Origin of the sequence: Sinomonas sp. P47F7 (genome assembly GCF_049332655.1) — a bacterium.
In the GTDB taxonomy this organism is placed as follows: Bacteria; Actinomycetota; Actinomycetes; order Actinomycetales; family Micrococcaceae; genus Sinomonas.
The window spans coordinates 679111-700201 of sequence record NZ_CP186327.1 but is presented as its reverse complement, the minus strand read 5'-3'; the positions used below and the strand labels follow the sequence as shown (position 1 = coordinate 700201).

The 21091-nt window shown below is 71.2% G+C and carries 18 protein-coding genes; 12 read left to right on the top strand and 6 right to left on the bottom strand.

The window, feature by feature from the left end; translation table 11 throughout:
* Position 1 precedes the first annotated feature (1 nt).
* A complete protein-coding gene (locus ACOKR1_RS03440) occupies positions 2 to 805 on the bottom strand; it encodes a class E sortase (protein WP_422935368.1) in 804 nt (267 codons plus the stop codon).
* 392 nt (positions 806 to 1197) lie between these two features.
* On the opposite strand from ACOKR1_RS03440, the gene ACOKR1_RS03435 reads away from it, so the two are divergent.
* From ACOKR1_RS03435 to ACOKR1_RS03390, 10 genes are all read left to right on the top strand, one after another.
* Positions 1198 to 1950, top strand: coding sequence for a hypothetical protein (locus tag ACOKR1_RS03435; protein ID WP_422935367.1), 753 nt, complete (start codon positions 1198 to 1200; stop codon positions 1948 to 1950).
* Between the two features lie 123 nt (positions 1951 to 2073).
* Positions 2074 to 2460, top strand: a complete 387-nt coding sequence (locus ACOKR1_RS03430; protein WP_422935366.1) for a hypothetical protein — start codon at positions 2074 to 2076, stop codon at positions 2458 to 2460.
* A gap of 6 nt (positions 2461 to 2466) precedes the next feature.
* The gene (locus ACOKR1_RS03425) at positions 2467 to 3681 is read left to right on the top strand and encodes a cation:proton antiporter (RefSeq protein WP_422935365.1); all 1215 of its coding nucleotides are present in this window, start codon (positions 2467 to 2469) and stop codon (positions 3679 to 3681) included.
* A gap of 62 nt (positions 3682 to 3743) precedes the next feature.
* A complete protein-coding gene (locus ACOKR1_RS03420; RefSeq protein ID WP_422935364.1) occupies positions 3744 to 4910 on the top strand; it encodes a sulfite oxidase in 1167 nt (388 codons plus the stop codon).
* Between the two features lie 90 nt (positions 4911 to 5000).
* Complete coding sequence (locus tag ACOKR1_RS03415) at positions 5001 to 5639, top strand: DUF4232 domain-containing protein (protein ID WP_422935363.1); 639 nt, start codon at positions 5001 to 5003, stop codon at positions 5637 to 5639.
* Between the two features lie 376 nt (positions 5640 to 6015).
* Entirely contained in the window at positions 6016 to 6723 is a 708-nt protein-coding gene (locus tag ACOKR1_RS03410; RefSeq protein WP_422935362.1) for a hypothetical protein, read from the top strand.
* Between the two features lie 14 nt (positions 6724 to 6737).
* Positions 6738 to 6968, top strand: coding sequence for a hypothetical protein (locus ACOKR1_RS03405; RefSeq protein ID WP_422935361.1), 231 nt, complete (start codon positions 6738 to 6740; stop codon positions 6966 to 6968).
* A gap of 69 nt (positions 6969 to 7037) precedes the next feature.
* Positions 7038 to 12035, top strand: a complete 4998-nt coding sequence (locus ACOKR1_RS03400) for an ATP-dependent helicase (protein ID WP_422936544.1) — start codon at positions 7038 to 7040, stop codon at positions 12033 to 12035.
* Positions 12036 to 12070: 35 nt separating this feature from the next.
* On the top strand, positions 12071 to 12922 hold the full coding sequence (locus ACOKR1_RS03395; RefSeq protein ID WP_422935360.1) for a DNA-formamidopyrimidine glycosylase family protein: 852 nt from the start codon (positions 12071 to 12073) through the stop codon (positions 12920 to 12922).
* Positions 12923 to 13111: 189 nt separating this feature from the next.
* The gene (locus ACOKR1_RS03390; protein WP_422935359.1) at positions 13112 to 14029 is read left to right on the top strand and encodes a patatin-like phospholipase family protein; all 918 of its coding nucleotides are present in this window, start codon (positions 13112 to 13114) and stop codon (positions 14027 to 14029) included.
* Between the two features lie 15 nt (positions 14030 to 14044).
* On the opposite strand, the gene ACOKR1_RS03385 is transcribed toward ACOKR1_RS03390, so the two are convergent.
* The 4 genes from ACOKR1_RS03385 to ACOKR1_RS03370 all read right to left on the bottom strand — a co-directional run bounded on the left by ACOKR1_RS03385 (position 14045) and on the right by ACOKR1_RS03370 (position 17426).
* A complete protein-coding gene (locus tag ACOKR1_RS03385) occupies positions 14045 to 15079 on the bottom strand; it encodes a zinc-binding dehydrogenase (protein ID WP_422935358.1) in 1035 nt (344 codons plus the stop codon).
* Positions 15079 to 15786, bottom strand: coding sequence for an SRPBCC domain-containing protein (locus tag ACOKR1_RS03380; protein WP_422935357.1), 708 nt, complete (start codon positions 15784 to 15786; stop codon positions 15079 to 15081). The genes ACOKR1_RS03385 and ACOKR1_RS03380 overlap by 1 nt, the downstream gene beginning before the upstream one ends.
* Entirely contained in the window at positions 15783 to 16457 is a 675-nt protein-coding gene (locus ACOKR1_RS03375; RefSeq protein WP_422935356.1) for a winged helix-turn-helix domain-containing protein, read from the bottom strand. Before ACOKR1_RS03375 ends, ACOKR1_RS03380 begins: the two co-directional genes overlap by 4 nt.
* Before the next feature lie 435 nt (positions 16458 to 16892).
* Positions 16893 to 17426, bottom strand: a complete 534-nt coding sequence (locus ACOKR1_RS03370) for a TetR/AcrR family transcriptional regulator (protein WP_422935355.1) — start codon at positions 17424 to 17426, stop codon at positions 16893 to 16895.
* 82 nt (positions 17427 to 17508) lie between these two features.
* Between ACOKR1_RS03370 and ACOKR1_RS03365 the strand changes: the two genes are divergently transcribed.
* Both ACOKR1_RS03365 and ACOKR1_RS03360 read left to right on the top strand, forming a co-directional pair.
* Positions 17509 to 17982 (top strand): tautomerase family protein, encoded by a 474-nt coding sequence (locus ACOKR1_RS03365; protein WP_422935354.1) that lies wholly within the window; start codon positions 17509 to 17511, stop codon positions 17980 to 17982.
* 721 nt (positions 17983 to 18703) lie between these two features.
* Complete coding sequence (locus ACOKR1_RS03360) at positions 18704 to 19336, top strand: response regulator (protein ID WP_422936543.1); 633 nt, start codon at positions 18704 to 18706, stop codon at positions 19334 to 19336.
* Positions 19337 to 19368: 32 nt separating this feature from the next.
* On the opposite strand, the gene ACOKR1_RS03355 is transcribed toward ACOKR1_RS03360, so the two are convergent.
* Positions 19369 to 21069 carry a GAF domain-containing protein gene (locus tag ACOKR1_RS03355; RefSeq protein WP_422935353.1) on the bottom strand — a complete coding sequence of 567 codons (1701 nt, stop codon included), beginning with the start codon at positions 21067 to 21069 and terminating at the stop codon, positions 19369 to 19371.
* Positions 21070 to 21091: the final 22 nt, after the last annotated feature.

Sequence of the window (21091 nt, the reverse complement as noted above, 5' to 3'; positions counted from 1 at the left end):
GCTAGCCATCCTTCGCGAGCAGTGGGGCCAGCTCCGCTGGCGGCGCGGTGTCGAAGCCCGCGAACGTCCCATACGCCGCGACGCGTTCGAGCGGCGGGAAGACGGCCGGGTAGCACGTGGTCAGGGTGATGAAGCGGTCGGCGCCGGCGCTGCGCGAGACGGTGGGGACGGCGTCGAGCACGTTGATCGCGTCGGGCTGCACGAACTGGAAGTTCCGGAACGCGTACGTGTACCAGCCCTGGGCGGTCTGGATGTAGATCTTGTCCCCGAGGCGCAGCTTGCTCAGGTTGAGAAAGCTGTTGCCGTACCCGATATCGTGCGCGGCGACCGCGAAGTTGCCCACTGCGCCCGGCATGGCCGTCCCGGTGTAATGGCCCACGCCCGCGGTGACGCTGTTGAGCACGCGGTCCGTGTCCACGGACTCGCGCAGGATCCGGCGCCAGTCGGCGCCGAGGCGAGGAACGTAGATGACGCCGATCGTGTCCGCGACCCGGGCGGGCTCGGCCATGACCGGCACGGTGGCGGCCTTCGGAGCGGCGGGTGCCGAGGGCTGGGCGGTCGAGGGCTGGGAGGCCGGAGCGGACGGTTGGCCCGGCGAAGGCGAGGTTGGCGCGGTGGTGGGCGGCGCCGTCGTCCGCGTCTGTGACTGAAGCTCGCGCATGAGTTGCCGGCTCTGGTCCGCGGCGCCCTGCGCCTGCTGCAACCCGACGACCCACGGGTTGAAGAACGCGTACCAGAGCACGAAGAGGCCAATGATCACGGCGCCCGTGATGAGCAGTTCCCCGAGAATCCCGAAGGCCCTCACACACCCAGGCCGCGTAGCCACACCCCGGCTCGACTGCACGTTCCTCCCCCAAAAAAGATAGCTGCCTAGTACCGGCCCCTACGAGAATACAGCGGCGAGCCCGCGTCCCGCCCACGTTGCGCCGCGCCGCGATCGGCGGTGCAGGGACCGTCACGAAGGTGCAAAGAGTACCCATTTTGCCCGGCCACTACTTGGCTGCCCGAACGGCTCACTACGCAACCCGGGACTAACGGCCCCGGGACCAATCACTCGAATTTGGGCTTGCGAAGACGCTATTCCGCCTGACCGTCTTTACCCGCTTTCGGCGCCTCAAGACCGTGAAATTACCCGCCGGAATCCAGCCGGCACCAACCCAAGGTCTCCCGATGGCACCGGTCTCAGCCTTCAGGCGCATGGCAATCTTGTCTACCTCGACAGTGGTCGGGGCTCTCCTCGTGGTCGCGGGATCGTCCGTGGCCTTCCCCGTGGCTTCCCCGCCCGAGGGGACGGTCGCGGCGCAGGCGGGCGCCGCCGTCGTCCTCGATCCGCTCGCGGAGCACGCCCAACTCGCCCAGATGGCGCGGGACGCCGCGCGAGAGCAGACGGTCCTTGCCGCCCAGCAGGCCCAAGCGCAAGCCCAAGCTGCGGCCGACGCCGCGCGGAAGGCCGAGGCGGATCGCCAGGCGGCCGCGCAGGCCGCGGCTGCTCAAGCGGCAGCGCAGGCGGCAGCCGCGCAGGCCGCCGCCGAGGCGGCGCAAGCGACGCAAGCCCAAGCTGCTGCCGCACCGGCGCCGGCCGCGGCACCCCAGCCGCCTGCCCCCGCCGCCCCTCCCGCTCCCCCGAGCACTTACATTCCCGTGGTCGGCGCGGGCGGGCAAGCCGCCGTGGACGCGTGCCAGGGCCCGGTGCGCTTCACGCCCGTCACGGTCTCGGTCAGCATCGCCGAGCACGATCTCTGCGGCGGGTGGAACCGCATGAGCTGGATTCAGCCGGGCACGGTCGTGACGGTTCAGGGCTACGGAACGTACACGGCCTTCCAACGCATGGTCGTCTCGAAGGGCGCCTCGGAATACGTAGTGGGCGGTTTTGCCGGCGGCTACCCGCCGATCTTCCTCCAGACGTGCATTCCGGGCACCGACCAGATGCTGCTCATCGGGCTGCACTGACCTGGCCGCATGGCAACGGCTCGCCCGGTTCCGCGCTCGGCTGAGTCGAGTATGCAGCTCTCGGGGTGCCGCGGCGTATGATCCGCAACGTAATGCCGATCCTCGGGACGAAAGGGGCCCATCATGCCCGTGAAGTGGCTCGACGAACCGGAAGAGCACGACTACCCGGCCGCCGCCTCCTACCTAGCGCTCCTCGCCACGCCAGACGAGGTCAAGGCCATCGTCAAGGCCCTCAAGAAGGCGCCCGTGACGGTGCAGAAGGCCAAGGACATCCTGCGCGCGTCCCGTCTGGACCTGCTCGAGGAGACCAACGCCCACGTGCGCTCCGACCTCGTCAAGGTCCATAAGGGCGAGAAGCTCTCCCCGATCCTCCTGGTCCGCGGGAACCTCACGAACGGCGATGCGCTCCAGATCGCCGACGGCTACCACCGCGTCTGCGCGAGCTACTACACGGATGAGAACACGGACATCCCGGTCAAGCTCGCCGACTTCCCGCCGAAGGCCGAGTAACCGCGCGTGAGCTTCGTCGAGCTGTCCCTCATCTGCCTCGTCGCCCTCGTGGGGCCGCTTCTCGCGGCGAGGCGGAACTGGCACCTGCCGCTCGTCCTCGGCGAGCTCCTGGCAGGCGTCATCGTGGGCCGCTCACTCCTCGGCTGGGTCAACGCCGACAACGAGACGCTCAAGTTCCTCGCGGACATGGGCTTCGCGCTCATGATGTTCGTCTCGGGCACCCATGTCCCGGTACGCGACAAGACCATCCGCGCCGCAATCGGCAAGGGTGCCCTGCGCGTGGTCGTCACGGCCGTCGTCGCGATCGCCCTCGGCGTGGCCGTCGCCCTGCTGTTCGCGTCCGCGAACGCGCCGCTCTACGCGGTGCTCATGGCGTCGTCGTCGGCCGCTCTCGTGCTGCCCATCATCGAGTCCCTCAAGTTCAAGGGCACGTCCGTCCTCGAGCTCACCGCCCAGGTGGCGTTCGCGGACGTCGCGGCGATCGTCGCGCTGCCCCTCGCGATCGACCCCGCCCACGCCGGCCCCAAGGCCATCGGCGCGTTCACGGTGGCGGTGGGCGCCGTCGTCGTCTGGTGGCTCCTGCGGAGCGTCGAGGCCAGCGGCGCGCGGCACCGGCTCCACACCTTTTCGGAGAACCGCAAGTTCGCGCTCGAGCTCCGGATCCAGCTCACGGTCCTGTTCGCCCTCGCCGGGCTCGCGCTCGCGTTCAACGTCTCGATCATGCTCGCGGGCTTCGCGTTCGGCCTCGCCGTCTCCGCGGTCGGCGAGCCGCGGCGCCTGGCGCGGCAGCTGTTCGCGCTCAACGACGGCTTCCTGGGGCCCGTGTTCTTCGTGTGGCTCGGCTCGTCGATCGACCTGCGCCAGCTCGGCGGCCACCCCCAGATGATCCTCCTCGGCGTCCTGCTCGGCGCGGGCGCCGTGGTGGCCCACGCCGCGTCGCGGCTCACCGGCCTGCCGCTGCCGTTCGCGGCGGCCTCCGCCGCCCAGCTCGGGGTGCCGGTCGCGGCCGCGACGATCGGCCGGAGCCTCGGCGTGCTCGCCCCCGGCGAGGACGCGGCCATGCTCCTCGGCGCCCTCGTGACCATCGGGGCGACGACGGCGGCGGCGAGCTTGGCCGCGCGTCGTCCGCCCGCGAACACGCAGGTGGGCGACGACGCCCCGCCCGAGGCGCCCAGCGGGGGGACCGGCGCGCCCCACCAGAAGCCGGCCCCGGGCGCCTGACGCACCCGCCTCGAGGGCGCCCCGGCATTGTGCGCCGTGCCGGGCGCGCCCACACTGGCTGCATGCGAGCCAAAATCACATCCCAGCACCGGCCGCAGCACCATCCGGCCGCGCCCGCGCCAACCACTGCCCCGGCCGCGACGACGGCCGCCACGCTTCCCGAGAGCCCCACGACCGGGCCCATCACGCGCGAGGAACTGCGCCTCGCCGGCCGCAACCACGAGGCCCCGCTTGAGGCGCTCCGCTGGCCGATCACTCCCCCGGGAATGCACTACATCCTGACCCATTTCGACGTCCCGGACCTCGACCCCGTCGAGTGGCGCCTGCGGATCGGGGGCGCCGTGACGCATCTGCTCGAGCTCACGCTGAGCGACCTCATGCGGCGGCCGCGCGAGACTGTGACCGTGACGCTCGAATGCGCGGGCAACGGCCGCTCGCGCCTCGACCCGCGGCCTATCAGCCAGCCGTGGGATCTGGGCGGCTTCGGCACGGCCGAATGGACCGGCACGCCGCTCGCGCCGATCCTTGCGGAGGCGGAGCTCGGGGAGGACGTGGTCGAACTCGTGTTCACGGGGAACGATCGCGGCATCCAGGGCGGCATCGAGCAGGACTACGCGCGCAGCCTCACCGTCGAGGAGGCCACCGCCTACGGCGTGCTGCTCGCGTACGAGATGAACGGCCGGCCGCTCCCGCCCCAGCACGGCTTCCCCGTGCGCCTCCTGGTCCCCGGGTGGTACGGGATGACGAGCGTCAAATGGCTCCGCTCGATCGAGGCCGTCACCGAGCCGTTCACGGGCTACCAGCAGGCCGTCGCCTACGTGTATCAGAAGGACGCGGACGACGCCGGCACACCGGTCCGGCGGATCAGGGTCCGCTCGCTCATGGTTCCGCCGGGCATCCCCGACTTCCTCTCGCGGCAGCGCACGCTCGGGGCCGGCCCGACGATGCTCCGCGGGCGGGCGTGGTCCGGGGAGGGCGCGATCGCCGGGGTCGAGGTGGGGATCGACGGCGTGTGGCTCGCGGCGCACCTCGACCCGCCCGTGGGGCCGAACGCGTGGCAGGAGTGGCAGTTCCCCTGGGTTGCGACCCCGGGGCACCATGAGCTCGCGTGCCGCGCGACGGACGCCGCCGGCAACGTCCAGCCCCTCGAGGCCGAGTGGAACCTGCACGGCTTGGGAAACAACAGCGTGCAGACCGTCGAGGTGGAGGTGCGGCCCGCCGGCACCTAGGCTCGCCGGCCAAGCGCCGTTATCTAACGGTTAGCGCGGCGGCTCGCGCCGATACTTGACGCTGGTGTGGCTGGAGTGAATTCTGAGACTATGACCCGCCATCTGCGTCTTCCGGTCCTCGCCTCGGCGCTGCTCGTCGCCGCCCTGGGCCTTTCCGCGTGCGGCAACAACTCCGCGAGCCAGGCCAGCTCAAGCCCAGCGCCGTCGTCGTCCGCGCCGACCAGCGCCTCGGCGAGCCCCTCCCCCTCAGCTTCGCCGAGCTCGAGCGCCACGACCCCGCCGCCCACCGGATCCAACGCCGCTGGCCTCGCGCGGTGCGTCTCGACGCAGCTCAGCGCGTCCCTCGCTCCGGGCGCCGGGGGCGCGGCCGGCCACGTCTACACCAAGATCGTGCTCAAGAACACCGGCAGCGCACCGTGCCTGCTGAGCGGATTCGCGGGCGTCTCGCTCACGAACGGCCCGGACGGCGCTCCGATCGGCGCCCCCGCCGACCGCGACGGGTCCATGCCGGTTGTCGACATCACCCTCAACCCCGGCCAGTCCGGCGCGGCCGACTTCGGCTACACGCAGGCCGGCCTCTACGGCGGAAGCTGCACCCAGGTGCAGGCCGCGGGCATCCGGATCTACCCGCCGGAGGACTACGGCTCGCTCTTCATCCCCGACCAGCAGACCGGGTGCAGCGAGGCCGGCCTCCACCTGCTCACGCTCAAGGCATTCCAGCCGATGTAACGCTTGCCCCGCTCAGGGCACAGGGCCTCCCCGCCACGCTGGCGGGGAGGCCTTCGTCTGCCCGGACCCGCCGCAGACAGACCCGGTGTGCGGTGAGCGGAGCCGAGCTTGCCGCGGAGCGAAGGGGGTCACCGCGGAGGAATGTCCCGGCCTAACTGCGACTTTGGGCGGGACATTTCTCCGGGAGGGGAGGTCGCCAACACACCCGAAACTGTCGGTTTCACCACTTGCGCGTCAAGCCATATGCGATTCCGTCATATGCAATTCCCTCATGGGTGATTCCGTTGACAGCCGATTAATCATCTTGTTTGACTAATCGGGAGCGCCGCAGATAGCACCATTCGCGACGCGACAAATCGAATGCAAGGGGGATTGCATGTTCATGAAGAACCTAGCCAAGGGCTTCTGTGCGGCTGCAGCTGCGGTCGCGATCGCTGCATCGTCAGACGGGCTCGGAGTCGCTCAAGGGGGCCGGGAACCGGCCTCACACAGGGCAACTGCGGTGAGCGCTGCCTCCGTCGGTTCGCCTCACGGGATCGGCAAGGAGTCTGTCAACGATCCGAAAGGCAAGCCGGTCAAGCGGGCGATAGCCGATGCCAAGGCTGCTGACCCAGCAGGTCTTGAACGGCGGATCGCCCTATTAAAGTCCAGCCCCGAATTCATGTCATTCCTGGAAGAGAATGCCGGTGCGGCGGAAGAGACTGGCCTCGAGGGTCTCGCAGCGTCGATCACCGAAGCTCAGGCGAGAGCTTTTGTCCAGTCCATCAGCGGCAAGAAGTTCCTTGTATCCGCAGACAAGCAAGGTCAGCCGGTGGTGCAGCTCGTTCAAGCCGCTGAGCGCCCAGCCACGTCTGCCGCCAACGTCACCGTTGCCCTCGAGCGCCGCACCGGCGCTAAGGCCCAGACCGCCGGTTGGAACGGTCCTTCGTGTTGGCAGGGCTGGTTCGCTGCTGCGGGTTACTCGGCCGCTACTGGAGCGATCTGCGGGGCCGTTGGTGCCATGAGCTTTGGCCTCGTCGGCGCGGCGTGCGGAGCCGCAGCTTGGGCAGGCGGGATGGGTATTAACTGGAATGACGCCTGCTGAAGGGAACCCCAACCATGAGCCTGCGTGAGGCCAAGACTCCCGGAACCTTCGCTGGCCGCGCCTACACCTATCTAGCGTTCGTCGGCGGACTGTGGTCAGCGCAATGGCTTCTGTGGTTTGCCACGGGTCATTGGTCGTTGCGTCCAGACCCCTTTGGCTTGGCCCTACTTGCAATCGTCTTCCTCTTCTGGTTCTTCATGCCGCAGAGATACTGGTTCCGCAGGGGAACACCGCCGAAGGACTGACCGGCGCAGCCCGTGAGTTACCCTCGGGCCTCCAGAAGTGTCAGTGCGGTGCGGGATGATGGTTCCGTGATGGCCAGGAACCCGCGCGGGGACTCGGATGGCCGCCGCGCCGAGCAGGGCGGGGCGGTTCTCGACCGTTTTGGCGTGGCCACGCGCGAGTGGTTCCGCGGCGCGTTCCGCGAGCCCACGCCCGCACAGACGGGCGCGTGGGAGGCCATTTCCTCGGGCCGGCACGCGCTCGTCGTCGCGCCGACGGGCTCCGGCAAGACCCTCGCGGCGTTCCTGTGGTCCCTCGACCGGCTGATGAGGCTCGACGGCGGCGGCGCGGTTGCTTCGGCTGGCCTCCCCGCGACGGACGACGGCGGCGCCCTCCCAGGCCTGTCCCGTGCCGACGTCGCAGCCCAGGAGAGCACCGCCCAAGCCGGGGCTACCGCGGGAGGCGGGCGGCGCCGTCGTACGCCCAAGAACCACACCAAGGTCCTCTACATCTCGCCGCTCAAGGCGCTCGGCGTCGACGTGGAACGCAACCTCCGCGCGCCGCTCATCGGCATCTCGCAGACCGCGCGGCGGCTCGGGCTCGCCGCGCCGGACGTGAGCGTGGGCGTGCGCTCCGGGGACACGACCGCGGCGGACCGCCGCGCGCTCCTGGCCCACCCGCCGGACATCCTCATCACGACGCCCGAATCGCTCTACCTCATGCTCACGTCGCAGGCGCGCGAGACGCTCGCGGGGGTCGAGACCGTGATCGTCGACGAGGTCCACGCGGTCGCCGGGACGAAGCGCGGCGCGCACCTCGCGGTCTCGCTCGAACGGCTCGACGCGCTCCTGCCCAAGCCGGCGCAGCGGATCGGCCTCTCGGCGACGGTCGAGCCGCGCGAGCTCGTGGCCCAGTTCCTTGCGGGCCAGGCGCCGTGCGAGATCGTCGCGCCGCCCGCCTCCAAGACGTGGGTGCTCACCGTCACGGTGCCCGTGGAGGACATGAGCGATCTCCAGGGCGCCGCCGCCGCGCACGACATGGGGCCGGCCTCGGGGCTCCAGCCGCAGGCCTCGATCTGGCCGCACGTCGAGGAGAAGATCGTGGACCTCGTGCTCGCGAACCGCTCCACGATCGTGTTCTCGAACTCGCGCCGCCTCGCCGAGCGGCTCACGGGCCGGCTCAACGAGATCTACGCCGAGCGGCTGCAGCCGAGCGTGTGGGACGAGCCCGTCCTCGAGCCCGAGCCCGCGGGCGGGGCCCGGGCGGCGGGGCCGCCTGCCCCTGCGGCGACCAAGGCACCCACGCGGACGCCCGCGGAGATGATGGCGCAGGCGGGGCAGACGGCGGGCGCGGACCCCGTGCTCGCGCGCGCCCACCACGGATCGGTCTCGAAGGAGCAGCGCGCCCAGATCGAGGACGATCTCAAGTCCGGCCGGCTCCGCTGCGTCGTCGCGACGAGCAGCCTCGAGCTCGGCATCGACATGGGGCTCGTGGACTTGGTGATCCAGGTCGAATCGCCGCCGTCGGTCGCGTCGGGCCTCCAGCGTGTGGGCCGCGCGGGCCACCAGGTCGGCGAGGTCAGCCAAGGCGTGCTGTTCCCGAAGCACCGCGCGGACCTCGTCCACACGGCCATCACCGTGGAGCGCATGCTCTCTGGCCAGATCGAGGCGCTCCACGTCCCCGCGAACCCGCTCGACATCCTCGCCCAGCAGACCGTCGCGGCCACGGCGCTCGGGCCGATCGACGTCGAGGAGTGGTTCGACGTGGTCCGGCGGTCCGCGCCGTTCGCCACGCTGCCGCGCTCCGCGTTCGACGCGACGCTCGACCTCCTCTCCGGCAAGTACCCGAGCGACGAGTTCGCCGAGCTCCGCCCGCGCATCGTGTGGGACCGCACGGAGGGCACCATCGAGGGGCGCCCCGGCGCGCAACGGCTCGCCGTCACGTCCGGCGGGACGATCCCGGACCGCGGGCTCTTCGGCGTCTACATCGTGGGCACCGAGGCCGAAGGGACGAGCGCGGCCCAGGCCGCGCGCGGCGGGCGCCGGGTCGGCGAGCTCGATGAGGAGATGGTGTACGAATCCCGGGTCGGGGACGTGTTCGCGCTCGGCGCCACGAGCTGGAAGATCGAGGACATCACGCACGACCGCGTGCTCGTCTCCCCCGCGTTCGGCCAGCCGGGCAAGCTCCCGTTCTGGAAGGGCGACGGGGTGGGGCGGCCCGTCGAGCTGGGCCGCGCCCTGGGCGCGTTCCAGCGCGAGGTCTCCGGGGCGGACCGCGAGCGCGCGCTTTCCCGCATCGAGGCCGCCGGGCTGGACCCGTTCGCCGCCGGGAACCTGCTCCAGTACCTCGACGAGCAGAAGCAGGCCACCGAGGTGGTCCCGAGCGACCGGACGCTCGTGGTCGAGCGCTTCCAGGACGAGCTCGGCGACTGGCGCGTGGTGCTGCACTCGCCGTTCGGCATGCCGGTGCACGCGCCGTGGGCCCTCGCGGTGGGGCAGCGGCTGAGCCAGCGCTACGGGATCGACGGCTCCGCGATGGCGGGCGACGACGGGATCGTGCTGCGCGTGCCCATGATGGAGGACGAGCCGCCGGGCGCCGAGCTGTTCGTGTTCGAGCCGGAGGAGCTCGAGAGCATCGTGACGGAGGAGGTGGGCGGCTCCGCCCTGTTCGCCGCGAGGTTCCGGGAGTGCGCCGCCCGCGCGCTCCTCCTGCCGCGGCAGAACCCGGCCAAGCGGCAGCCCCTGTGGCAGCAGCGCCAGCGTGCGTCGCAGCTGCTCGACGTCGCCAAGAAGTTCCCGCAGTTCCCGATCATCCTCGAGGCCGTACGCGAATGCCTCCAGGACGTCTACGACCTCCCGGCGCTCAAGGACGTGGCGGGGGCGATGCAGCGCCGCGAGCTCCGGCTCGTCGAGACCACCACGCAGCAGCCCTCGCCGTTCGCGCGCTCGCTCCTGTTCGGGTATGTGGCGCAGTTCCTGTACGAGGGCGATTCCCCGCTCGCAGAGCGCCGCGCCGCCGCGCTCTCGCTGGACTCGACACTCCTCAACGAGCTCCTGGGCCGCGCGGAGCTGAGCGAGCTCCTCGACGCACGCATCATCGAGCAGACCGAGCGCGAGCTGCAGCGCCTCGCCGAGGACCGCCAGTTGGCTGGGATCGAGGGCGCCGCGGACCTGCTGCGGCTCCTCGGGCCGCTCACGGTCGCCGAGGTCGCCGCGCGGCTTCGGGTCGCGGACGGCGGCGGGGATCACCTCGCGACGACGGCGGCGAGCCTCGACGAGCTCGTGGCGAGCAAGCGTGCGCTCGCGGTCTCGATCGCCGGCGCCGAGCGGTACGCCGCGATCGAGGACGCGTCCCGGCTGCGCGACGCGCTCGGGGTTCCGCTGCCCATCGGCGTTCCGCTCGCGTTCATCGAGCCCGTCGCGGATCCGCTCGGCGATCTCGTCGGGCGGTACGCGCGCACGCACGGGCCGTTCACCGCCGGAGAGGCGGCGGCCCGCCTGGGACTGGGAGTCGCCGTCGTCCACGGGACGCTCAAGCGGCTCGCGGCGGACGGCCGCGTCATCGAGGGGACGTTCCGGCCCGCGAGCGGCGAGGCGCCCGCCGCGGGCGGGCCCGGGAGCCCCGGCGAGTGGTGCGACGCGAGCGTCCTGCGGAAGATCAGGCGCCGCTCGCTCGCCGCGCTGCGCGCCGACGTCGAGCCCGTGGACCAGCCGGCCTTCGCGCGCTTCCTCGCGGCGTGGCAGCACGTGGGCCCCGCGGACGGGCAGCGCGGCTCGGGGCTGCGGGGGCACGACGGCGTCCTCACGGTCGTCGACCAGCTGGGCGGCGTGCCGATCCCCGCGAGCGCGTGGGAGTCCCTCGTGCTGCGCAGTCGCGTGTCCAACTACACGCCCGCGCTGCTCGACGAGCTCATGGCCAACGGCGAGGTGCTCTGGACCGGGGCCGGAGCGCTCCCCGGCAACGACGGCTGGATCAGCCTGCACGTGGGAGATTCTGCTGCCCTCACGCTCGCGCCCAATCCCGAGTTCGAGCCGGACGCGGCCCAACAGCGCATCCTCGACTTCCTCGGCGGTGGCGGCGGGTACTTCTTCCGGCAAGTCGCGGAGGCGGCCGGCGGCATGGACAGCGTGCTGAGCGACGAGGCCGCCGTCCACGCCCTCTGGGACCTCGCGTGGGCCGGCCGGGTCACGGGCGACACGTTCGCCCCCGTCCGCGCGATGCTCGACGCCGGGCACACCGCGCACCGCCAACCCGCCCGGACCCCGCGCACCCGTTCGTACAGCGCCTACCGCGGCCCACACGCGCTGCGCGGCGGGCGTGTGCCCCGGCTCGGGCGGCTCGGCGCGATCGGGCACGGTTTCGACGCGCCCTCGGCGGCGGCCCCGCCGCTCGCGGTCGGGCGCTGGTCCGCAGTGCCGCGCGTCGAGCTCGACGCGACGATCAAGGCGCACGCCCTCGCCGAGCTCCTCATGGACCGCTACGGCGTGCTCACGCGTGGCTCGGTCATGGCCGAGGACGTGCCCGGCGGCTTCGGGCTGCTCTACAAGGTGCTCTCGCGGCTCGAGGAGTCCGGGAAGTGCCGGCGCGGCTACTTCGTAGACCGGCTCGGCGCGGCCCAGTTCGCCGTGCCCGCGACCGTGGACCGGCTGCGCTCGTTCGTGCGTGACGAGACGGGCGGCGCGGGAGCGGCAGGCGGCGGGCTCGAGCCCGAGCCCCCGGGCGAGGCCCTCGCGCTCGCCGCGACGGACCCCGCCAACCCCTATGGCGCCGCGCTCGCGTGGCCCGAGGTCCCCGACGCCGCGACCGGTCACCGGCCGGGGCGCAAGGCGGGCGCGCTCGTCGTCACGGTCGACGGCGCTCTCGTCCTCTACGTCGAACGCGGCGGCAAGACGCTGCTCGCCTTCTCCGACGATCTGCGCGTGCTGGCTCCCGCCGCGGCCGCGCTCGTGGGCGTGGTCCGCTCGGGCGCGATCGACAAGCTCGTCATGGAGAAGGTCAACGGGCGGGATCTCCTCGATACCGATCTCGCCCGTGCCCTCACCACGGCGGGCGCCTACTCAACGCCGCGCGGGGTGCGGATCCGTGCCTGACCACGCGGGCGGAGCCGGCGGCCGCGAGGAGTCCCGTGCCTGAGGGCGACGACGTCTGGCGGGCGGCAGCCCGGCTGCACACCGCCCTCGCGGGGAAGCGGCTCGCCGCGAGCGATTTCCGCGTGCCCGCGTTCGCGACGCTCGACCTGTCCGGCTGGACCGTTCTCGAGGTTGTGTCCCGCGGGAAGCACCTCCTTCACCGGCTCGCGCCTCCTCCGAGCCAGCACAGCGACCGGCTCAGCATCCACACCCATCTCAAGATGGAGGGGAGCTGGCAGGTCTACGCCGCCGGCGAGCGCTGGCGGAAGCCAGCCCACACCGCAAGGATCGTGCTGAGGGCCGAGGACGGGACGAGTGCCGTGGGGTTCTCGCTCGGCGTCGTCGAGGTGCTTCCGACAGCGGAGGAGGGCCGCGCCGTCGGCCATTTGGGGCCCGACCTCCTCGGGCCGGACTGGGACGCGGCCCGCGCCGAGGCGAACCTCCTGGCTCGGCCGGAGCGGGCCATCGGCCTCGCGCTCCTCGACCAACGCAACCTCGCGGGGATCGGCAACATCTACCGGAACGAACTGTGCTTCCTCGCCGGCGTTCACCCGGCGCAACCGGCCGCCGTCGTCCGCGATCTCCCGCGCCTCGTGGCGACCGCGCGCGGCCTCCTCGAGGCGAATCGCGCCCGGCCGTCGCGGAACACGACCGGTGGCTTCGGGCCCCGCGGCGACTACTGGGTCTACGGCCGGGCCGGGCAGGCATGCAAGCGCTGCCGAACCCGGATCGTGCACGCGACACTCGGCGAGGCGGCCGAGTCCGCGCCCGGAACCTGGCCGGTCGCCCAGCACGAGCGGGACATCTACTTCTGCCCGAGCTGCCAGCCCGCTCCCCCATCGGTTTGATGCCTCTTCGGCCCGATTGCGCTCCGCGTCGCGGGCCTGTTAGCCTTTCGGCGATCGTGATCTATTAGCAGGAGGTGAGACCCATGTACGCAGTATCCGCAATGGGTGCTCCCCCGCAGTCCACGATCCGCGACTGAGCTAGTCGCCACTGGGAGCGCCCCCTCAGGCACATCGCGAAAGGCGACTCCCATGAACACAACACCTTCTTCAACACCCCACGACAACTCGCGCGAGCGAGCCCTGGTCGTCGCCGGCGGAGGCGCGGCGGGCAATGCGTGGGCTCTCGGCCTCATCGCCGGGCTCTCCGCTGCCGGGGTCGACGTCACCGACGCTGATCTCATCGTCGGGACGTCGTCCGGATCGACGGTTGCGGCCCAGGTCACGAGTGGCACACGGCCGGCCGAGCTGTACGCGGCCATCGTCGCCGAGGCGCCTCAACCGAGGGCCGGAAACGCCGCTCCGGGCAGGGGCCTCGCTCCGAAGTTCTCGGGGCCGAGCTACCTGGAGTGGTCGGACGCCATCATCGCATCCGCCGAGGACGCCTCGGACATGCGCCGCCGGATGGGCGCCGCCGCGCTGGAAATGGATGCGTCCGACGGCGCAGACGGGGCCCGGTGGCGCGACGTCGTCGCGGCTCGGCTTCCCAGCCACGACTGGCCCGAACAGGCTGTGGTGATCGCGGCCGTCAACGCGCGGACCGGGGAGCCGGTAGCGTTCGACCGCGGCAGCGGAGTTGACCTGGTGGACGCCGTCGCCGCGAGCACCTCGGCGATGAATCCCTACCCCATCGGCGAGGACCGGTACCTCAACGGCGGCTACCGGCGCAGCGAAAACGCCGATCTCGCGGCCGGCTACGCGCGGGTGCTCGTGCTGTCGCCGTTCAGCGGCAGGACGCGGATGCCGCTGGAGTGGGGCATGGACCTCGCGACTCAGGTTGAGGAGCTCCGCGCCGGGGGCAGCAAGGTCGAGACCGTCTTTCCGGACGCCGGGGCGGGTGCCGTCTTCGATGCCAACGCCTTGGATCCGTCGACGCGGCGGCAGGCCGCGCGCGGAGGCTACGACCAGGGCCTGGCGCTCGCGGGGCTCATCGCCGAGCTATGGCGGTGATGAGCCCCGCCCGCTTCAGCGAGTCGGGTCGATCATCGTCATGCCCGCGACGCTGGCCCCGTCGAAGCGCGGGAGCAGGCTGGCGGCCTCCTCGAGTCCGATGACACGCTCGATGAGGCTTTGCGGCTCGAACACGCCGGTTTCGATGAGGGCGAGCATGTCCGGGTAATCGGCGGCGGCCATGCCGTGGCTGCCGAAAACGTCGAGTTCCCAGGCAATGACGCGCGACATCGGCACGCGCGGGTGGCCCTCGACGGGCGGCAGGAGGCCGATCTGAACGTGCCGCCCGCGGCGGCGCAGGCTCAGGATCGCGTCGGCGCTCGTCTGCTCGCTGCCCACGGCGTCCACGGCAACGTGGGCGCCGCCGGTCAGCGCGTGGACCTGGGCCGGGATGTCGGAGCCATCCGCGAGCAGCACGTGGTCGGCGCCGAGTTGGGCGGCCGCCTCGAGGGCCGTGGCGTTGCGGTCGACGGCGATGACCTTGCCACCGAGCGCCTTCGCGATCATGACGGCGCTGAGCCCCACGCCGCCGGCGCCGACTACCGTGACCCATTCGCCGGCGCGGAGCCGGGCCCGGCTCGTGAGCGCACGGTACGCCGTCGCGAAGCGGCAGCCCAGGCTCGCCGCCGCCTCGAAGCTGACGCCCGCGGGAATCGCCACGAGGTTCGTGTCCGCCGCGTGGACCACCACCCGCTCGGCGAACGAGCCCCAATGCGTGAAGCCGGGCTGTTGCTGCTGAGGGCAGACCTGGGCGTTGCCGGACAGGCACCACTCGCACGCCCCGCAGCCCTCGACGAAAGGAGCGGTGACTCGATCGCCAGCCGACCACTTCGTCACGCCGGGCCCCACCTCGGCGATGATGCCCGCGAACTCGTGGCCGGGAACGTGCGGAAGCGCGATGTCGTCGTGGCCGGCCCACGCGTGCCAGTCGCTGCGGCACAGCCCGGTGGCGACGACGGTGATCACTACGCCGCCGTCCGGGACCCCGGGCTCCTCGACGTCGCGGACCTCGAGAGGCCCACCGATCTGGTCCATGACCATCGCGCGCATCAGGCGTACATGTCCTCGAGCCACGCCGTCCACGCGGCCGTGTTCTGCTCGCCGCGGACCTCGCGCTCGGCGTCGGTCGCGGTGTCGAGGGAGAAGTCGTGGACCGTGAGGCCCACGCGGTCGCCGAACGCGTTGCGCCCGAACACCCGGATGAGCGCGTCCGGGGTGCGGAGGCCCAGGAAGTTCTCGTTCCGGAAGTCCATCGTCGCGGAGACCTTGCCGATCACCGGGAGCTCGAGCTCGCGGACCTCGCCGATCACGGCATCCGAGAGCCCGAGGTATGCCACGAACTTTGCGAACGCGTCCGCCGCCTCGGACGCGTCCGGTCCGCGGACGTCGCTGAACGCCACCGCGCGGCCATCGAAGCGCGTGAGGTACTCGCCGAGCGTGTGGAGGTAGAAGACCGTGTGCTTCGCGGCGCCGTCGTACTGCTGCTCCCAGTCGTCCGTCATGACGCCCGAGTGGACGTAGTGGAGATGAGTGCCGTCCGGGCCGGGCGTGAGCACATGCTCGAGCTGGTTGTACCAGCCGTCGGGCCCTTCCATGCGGGACACGATGTGGGTCGGGTACTCGTCGACGGTCCGGACAGCGGGCCACTGGGCGGTGGGGAACATCCACGCGGGCGTGTCCTCGGTGACGGCCTTCCAGATCTGTTCCGGCGTGGCCTGAATGACGACGTCCTGGACGATTTCGAATTCGTGGTTCATGGCTGAATCTCCTGGTGCGGTTCGGTTGCTGACGCGGAATCTTTGGCTTCTTTGAGGCTGGTCTCCTTGCGGCCGGGCGCCTGGAGGCTGGGCTCCTTGAGGCTGGGGTGCAGTGCGACGACGAGCCGGTGCTTGCGACCGCCCGGTGCCTGCGCGTCGTGGTACTTCGCCGCGAGCCGCGCCACCTCGGCGCCCAGCTCCTCGGCGAACGCCGCCCGCGAGGCCGCGGACGCGAAGGTGATTTCGCCGTCGACCGCGTACGTGGCGAGCTGCTCCTGGGAGGCCGCCGCGCCGACGAGGAGCCGGCCCACCTCGTGGACCATGCGCGAGGCCAGGGCCAGGAGCCAGTATGCGCTGAAGCGGTCTCGGAAGCGCGCCGGGTCGGGCTCAACGGCCGCAAGGGCGACCGGAGAGATGACGTACGCGGCCGCCGTGGCCTGCACGATCCGCTCCATGACGTTGCCCTTGCGCCGCTCCTCGACGAGCTCCACGAGGCCGTGGTCCTCGAGCGAGCGCAGGTGGTAGTTGACCTTCTGGCGCGGGAGCCCCACCCTCGCGGCGAGGCCCGCCGCCGAGGACGGCGTGGCCAGCTCGCGCAGGAGGCTCGCCCGGAGCGGGTCCAGGCTTGCGGCCGCGGCGGCCGCATCCTCGATCACAACGACGTCTTGCATGCCTCCAGTGTGGCCACCGACAAACTTTTTTGTCAAGGATGTTTTTGGCTTCGGTCGCTCTGGTCCGGTTCTTGGTTGGCGAAATCGATGTCGGGGCAGACGCGCCGGGTTGGCAACCGATCGGCAAAGAACAACCGGACAGGAGCGAGTGGGCCGCGGGCGAGAGTGGGCCGCGGGCGAGAGTGGTGCCGAAGGCCGGTCCGGGATCGGCGTGCCGGGGCGGGGCGGGGCGGGTGCCGAACGCCGGGCCGGTGGCCGGGGCGGGTGGACGGATGGAAATGGGCGGGCCGCAACCCATGTTGCGCCGTCACGTCCGCAGGGTGCGCACCCTGCGGACGTGACGGCGCAACGAGTACGGGGGCGCCGGGCGGGTGGCCGGGCGGGGCGGGTGGCCGGGCGGGGCGCAGGCCCGGGGGCCGAGGGGGCGCAGGCGAGTCAGGCCAAAGTCTCGCCGAAGGCCAGGAGCTGCCGCTCCACGAGGTCGATCGCGCGCATGCTGTGCTCGGCGCGGGCGAAGACGAGCGCCCCTTCGGTTGATGCGAAGAGCATCCACGCGAAGTCGGACGCCCTCGACGACTCGACACCGGCACCCTCGAGAAGGGCGATGAGGTCATCGATCCACCGCTCGAACACGTTCCTCGCAGCCTCTCGGGATTCCTCCGACTCGCCGCTCACGGTCACGCCGGCGGTCGCGCAGCCCGCCGCAAAGTCGCTCCGAAGCAGGACCCCGCGCCAGAGATCGATGAAGCCGGTCACGATCCCCGCGACGTCGGATCCCTCGAGCGCCCGGAGAGGGGCTCGCGCATCGGTCGCCATGTACTCCATGGCGGCGCCAACCATCTCTTCCTTCCCACCCGGGAAGTGGTGATAGACGGACCCTCGGGGCGCGCCGCTGCGTTCGAGGACGTCGGAGATCGACGTGCCGCCGACCCCACGCTCAGCGATCAGGTTGAGCGCACTCAGCACCATGCGGCGCCTTACATCACCAGCCAAGAATTCACCTCGTCAGCGCTTGCATTCCCTCCGCTCTATGTTAGTTTGCATAGTAGCTATGACGATCGTCATAGTCGACTCTCACAGCGCGGAGGCCACCATGCCGATGATCGATGTCTACGCCGCAGCCGGGACCTTCCCCGACACGTCCAAGCTGGCCCAGGACCTCGCCGCCACCGTCATGACCGTTGAGGGCGTGCCGAACATCCCCATGTTCCGCAAGAACACGGCCGCGTTCGTCCATGAACTGCCAGCCTCGAGCTTGGCCAACGTGGACGGCGACAGCACATACGTCCGCGTGCAGGTCCTGACGAACGCGGGAGCGCTCGACCGCGACAAGCAGCTCGCCGTGGTCGCCCAGCTCACCGAACTCGTTGCCGCCGCGGCAGGGGACCCGACGCTCGCCGAGCGCACGTGGGTCCTCCTGACCGAGGCGCCCGAGGGCGGCTGGGGCCTGTGGGGCCACGCCCACCTCAACGAGGAGCTCGTGGCCGCCGCTCGAGCCGAGATCGCCAAGCTCCAGCAGCAGTAACCCTCTGGCTAGTCTCCCAGCGCCTGCTTGAGGTCCCGATACAGCTCCGGCGTGATCTCGCCGCTCGCGAGCCGCTCGTCGAGGATCTGCTGCGCGCGGCTCACACCGGCTGGCGAGGCCTCGGCCTTTGCCGGCGGCACCGGCCCGGGCGGCACCGGCCGGGCGGCGCCGGCCGGGCGGCATCGGCCCGGGCGCATGGCCCGGCATCGGCGGCATGTGGCCCGGCTGCGGAGGCTGCCCCGGCGCCCCCGGCTGCCCGGCCACCCAGGCGCCGTACGGCCCGTAGGGGCCCGGCACCTTGCCCTGCTGATGCGAGTGCCACTGCTGCATCGTGAACACCCGGACGGTGATCACCACGAGCAGGGCAATGATGATGAGCGCCAGCAGGAGGACGAGCCACAGCGGGCCCATTCCAACTCCACCCCAGCGAACCATCGCAACCTCCAGTCACGGAATGTGGCGGCCACGGCCCCCTCGCCGCCATACGGCCAGCGTACGGCGGGCAGCCGTGAACTGCCTGTGACAAGATCACGAAATATGTGGGCATGGGCCCTAAAGTCCCTAGCCACGCGCTGCCCGTCGGCCCAGAATGTACCAACCAATCGTGAGAGTAAATCGAGTCGAGCAATAGGACAGACGGAGGGATGCCGTGCAGCAGGCCACGCGACATGACGGGGAGCATGAGCGGCCGCGAGAGGGGAATGGCGCGGCCCGCGTACGTGTGTTCATCCTCGACGACCACGAGCTGGTGCGTCGAGGGCTCCAGGAATTGCTCGAGGACGAGGGCTTCGAGGTCGTGGGAACGTCGGGCAGCGCCGCGGAGGCGGCCCGCCGCATCCCCGCCTTGCACCCGGACGTCGCCGTGCTCGACGTCCGGCTCCCGGACGGCACGGGGATCGAAGTGTGCCGCGACGTCCACGCCGTGGATCCGTCGCTGCGCTGCGTCATGCTCACGAGCTACGACGACGAGCAGTCCCTCCGGGGCGCGGTCCTCGCCGGCGCGAGCGGCTACGTGCTCAAGGAGATCCGCGGGACCGAGCTCGTGACGGCACTGCGCCGGGCCGCGGCCGGTGAATCGCTCTTCGATCCGGTGGCGAAGGCCAGGATCCTCGAGGGCCTCACCCCGACCCAGCCTGCCCTCGAGACCGATCCGCGACTCCAGCTCCTGAGCCCGCAGGAACGGCGCGTCCTTGAGCTCATCGGGCACGGGCTCACGAACCGCGAGATCGCGGAGAAGCTCTTCCTCGCGGAGAAGACAGTCAAGAATTACGTCTCGTCCCTTCTCGCGAAGCTCGGCTACGAGCGGCGCACGCAGGCGGCGCTGTTCATCGCGAGGACCCGAACGGCCCGCTGAACCACCCGCCGTCGGGCGTTGCCGACGCGAGGTCAGGAGCTCCGGAGCGGCACCGCCCAGCGAAGCCGCGTGCCGCCGTCGCCCCCTGGGCCCACCTCGAAGGCGCCGCCGAGCGCGGCCGCGCGCTCCTGGACGTTCTTGAGCCCGCTGCGGCGGGTGGTGGGGCCGAGGCCCTTACCGTCGTCCTCGACGACGAGTTCGAATCTGCCATTCGCCACGCCGGCCGTGACCCACACGGACTCCGCGTCCGCGTGCCGAACCGCGTTGGAGACGCCCTCGGTGAGGACGGCGAGGGCCTGGTCGGCGACCTCGGGCGGGACGGCCGTGTCGATCGGACCGAGCAGTTCGACGCGCGGCGCCGAGGGCAGCGAGCCTGTCCCCTCCTGCACCACCCGGACGAGCCGCACGCTCAGGCTGTCCTGCTTCCGCGCCTCGTTGAGCGAGTAGATGGTGCTGCGGAGGGCCGCGATCGTGTCGTCCAGCTCGGACGTGATCTGCCCGACCTTCTCCTGCGCCCCGCCGTGCGGCAGGAACCGCAGGAGCCCCTGAAGGCTGAGCCCCGCGGCGAAGAGCCGCTGGATGACCACGTCGTGGAGGTCCCGGGCGATCCGGTCGCGGTCGGTGAAGACGAGCAGCTCCTCGCGGAGCCGGTGCGAGCGCGCCACCTGCAGCGCAAGCGACGCGTACGAGCAGTAGACCGGCGCCATCTCGAGGTCCACGGCGTGGAACGCGGCCGTCCCGGCGCGCCGCGCGAGCAGGAGCGCACCCTGATCCTGCCCGCCGTGCCCGAACGGCATGAGCAGGACGTCCCGGAAACGGTCGTTCCCGAACACGTCCGCGCCTTGCGCGACGAGCATCTTGCCCGAGGCGGCCACCCCGGTGGCGAGGTCGACGACGGCGGCCCGCCCGGCGTCGTCGACCGCGGCGCGCGCGTCCCCCACCACGGCGCCCCATTCGAGCTCCGAGCCCGTGCCCCACGGCTTGATGATGGCGGCGAGGTGGGCGTGCGAAAGCGCGAGGGCGCGCTCGGCGACTCCCTCGACGCCGAAGTCCAGATCGTCGACGTCGAGGAGCGCGCCCGCGACCTCCATGCTCGACTCGAGCCAACGCTGCCGGCGCGCGGTGTCGTCGAAGAGCCGCGCGTTCTCGATCGCGACTCCGGCGGCTGCGGCGAGCGCGACGACGAGGTCCTCGTCCTCGGCATTGAAGTCCTCACCGTCGATCTTCTCGGTCAGGTAGAGGTTCCCGAAGACCTCGTCGCGCACCCTGATCGGAACGCCGAGGAACGTCTTCATGGGCGGATGGTGCTCGGGGAAGCCGGCCGAGTCAGGGTGGGTGCCGAGATCGTGGAGCCGGATCGCATGCGGATCCCGGATGAGCAGTCCGAGCACGCCGAGCCCTGTGGGCCGCGGGCCGATCTCGAGCGTGAGCTCGTCCGACATCCCGACCGTCACGAAGTGGCTCAGCGCCGTGCCCTCGGGCGCGAGGACGCCGAGCGCGGCGTATTTCGCGCGCACCAGCTCGCGCGCAGAGGTCACCACGCGGTCCAGAACAGCCTCGAGATCAAGGTCCTCCGCGAGGGAGACCACCGCGGAGAGCAATCCCCGCATGCGTTCCTGGGTCTCGAGCAGCTCGTGGGCGCGACCCACGAATTGGCGTAATAGGTCCTCGATCCGGCTCGCGGCCGAATCGGGGAAGATGGATCCTTTGTCTCCGTCGCCGAGGGCTTCCACATGTCCTCCCGGTGCCCAGTAT

Coding starts and splice junctions, on each gene's coding strand:
- ACOKR1_RS03435 (WP_422935367.1), top strand. CDS start 1,198: ATGGCAATCTTGTCTACCTCGACAGTGGTCGGGGCTCTCCTCGTGGTC.
- ACOKR1_RS03390 (WP_422935359.1), top strand. CDS start 13,112: ATGAACACAACACCTTCTTCAACACCCCACGACAACTCGCGCGAGCGA.
- ACOKR1_RS03380 (WP_422935357.1), bottom strand. CDS start 15,786: ATGAACCACGAATTCGAAATCGTCCAGGACGTCGTCATTCAGGCCACG.
- ACOKR1_RS03410 (WP_422935362.1), top strand. CDS start 6,016: ATGTTCATGAAGAACCTAGCCAAGGGCTTCTGTGCGGCTGCAGCTGCG.
- ACOKR1_RS03400 (WP_422936544.1), top strand. CDS start 7,038: ATGGCCAGGAACCCGCGCGGGGACTCGGATGGCCGCCGCGCCGAGCAG.
- ACOKR1_RS03420 (WP_422935364.1), top strand. CDS start 3,744: ATGCGAGCCAAAATCACATCCCAGCACCGGCCGCAGCACCATCCGGCC.
- ACOKR1_RS03375 (WP_422935356.1), bottom strand. CDS start 16,457: ATGCAAGACGTCGTTGTGATCGAGGATGCGGCCGCCGCGGCCGCAAGC.
- ACOKR1_RS03385 (WP_422935358.1), bottom strand. CDS start 15,079: ATGCGCGCGATGGTCATGGACCAGATCGGTGGGCCTCTCGAGGTCCGC.
- ACOKR1_RS03430 (WP_422935366.1), top strand. CDS start 2,074: ATGCCCGTGAAGTGGCTCGACGAACCGGAAGAGCACGACTACCCGGCC.
- ACOKR1_RS03415 (WP_422935363.1), top strand. CDS start 5,001: ATGACCCGCCATCTGCGTCTTCCGGTCCTCGCCTCGGCGCTGCTCGTC.
- ACOKR1_RS03370 (WP_422935355.1), bottom strand. CDS start 17,426: ATGGTGCTGAGTGCGCTCAACCTGATCGCTGAGCGTGGGGTCGGCGGC.
- ACOKR1_RS03365 (WP_422935354.1), top strand. CDS start 17,509: ATGACGATCGTCATAGTCGACTCTCACAGCGCGGAGGCCACCATGCCG.
- ACOKR1_RS03405 (WP_422935361.1), top strand. CDS start 6,738: ATGAGCCTGCGTGAGGCCAAGACTCCCGGAACCTTCGCTGGCCGCGCC.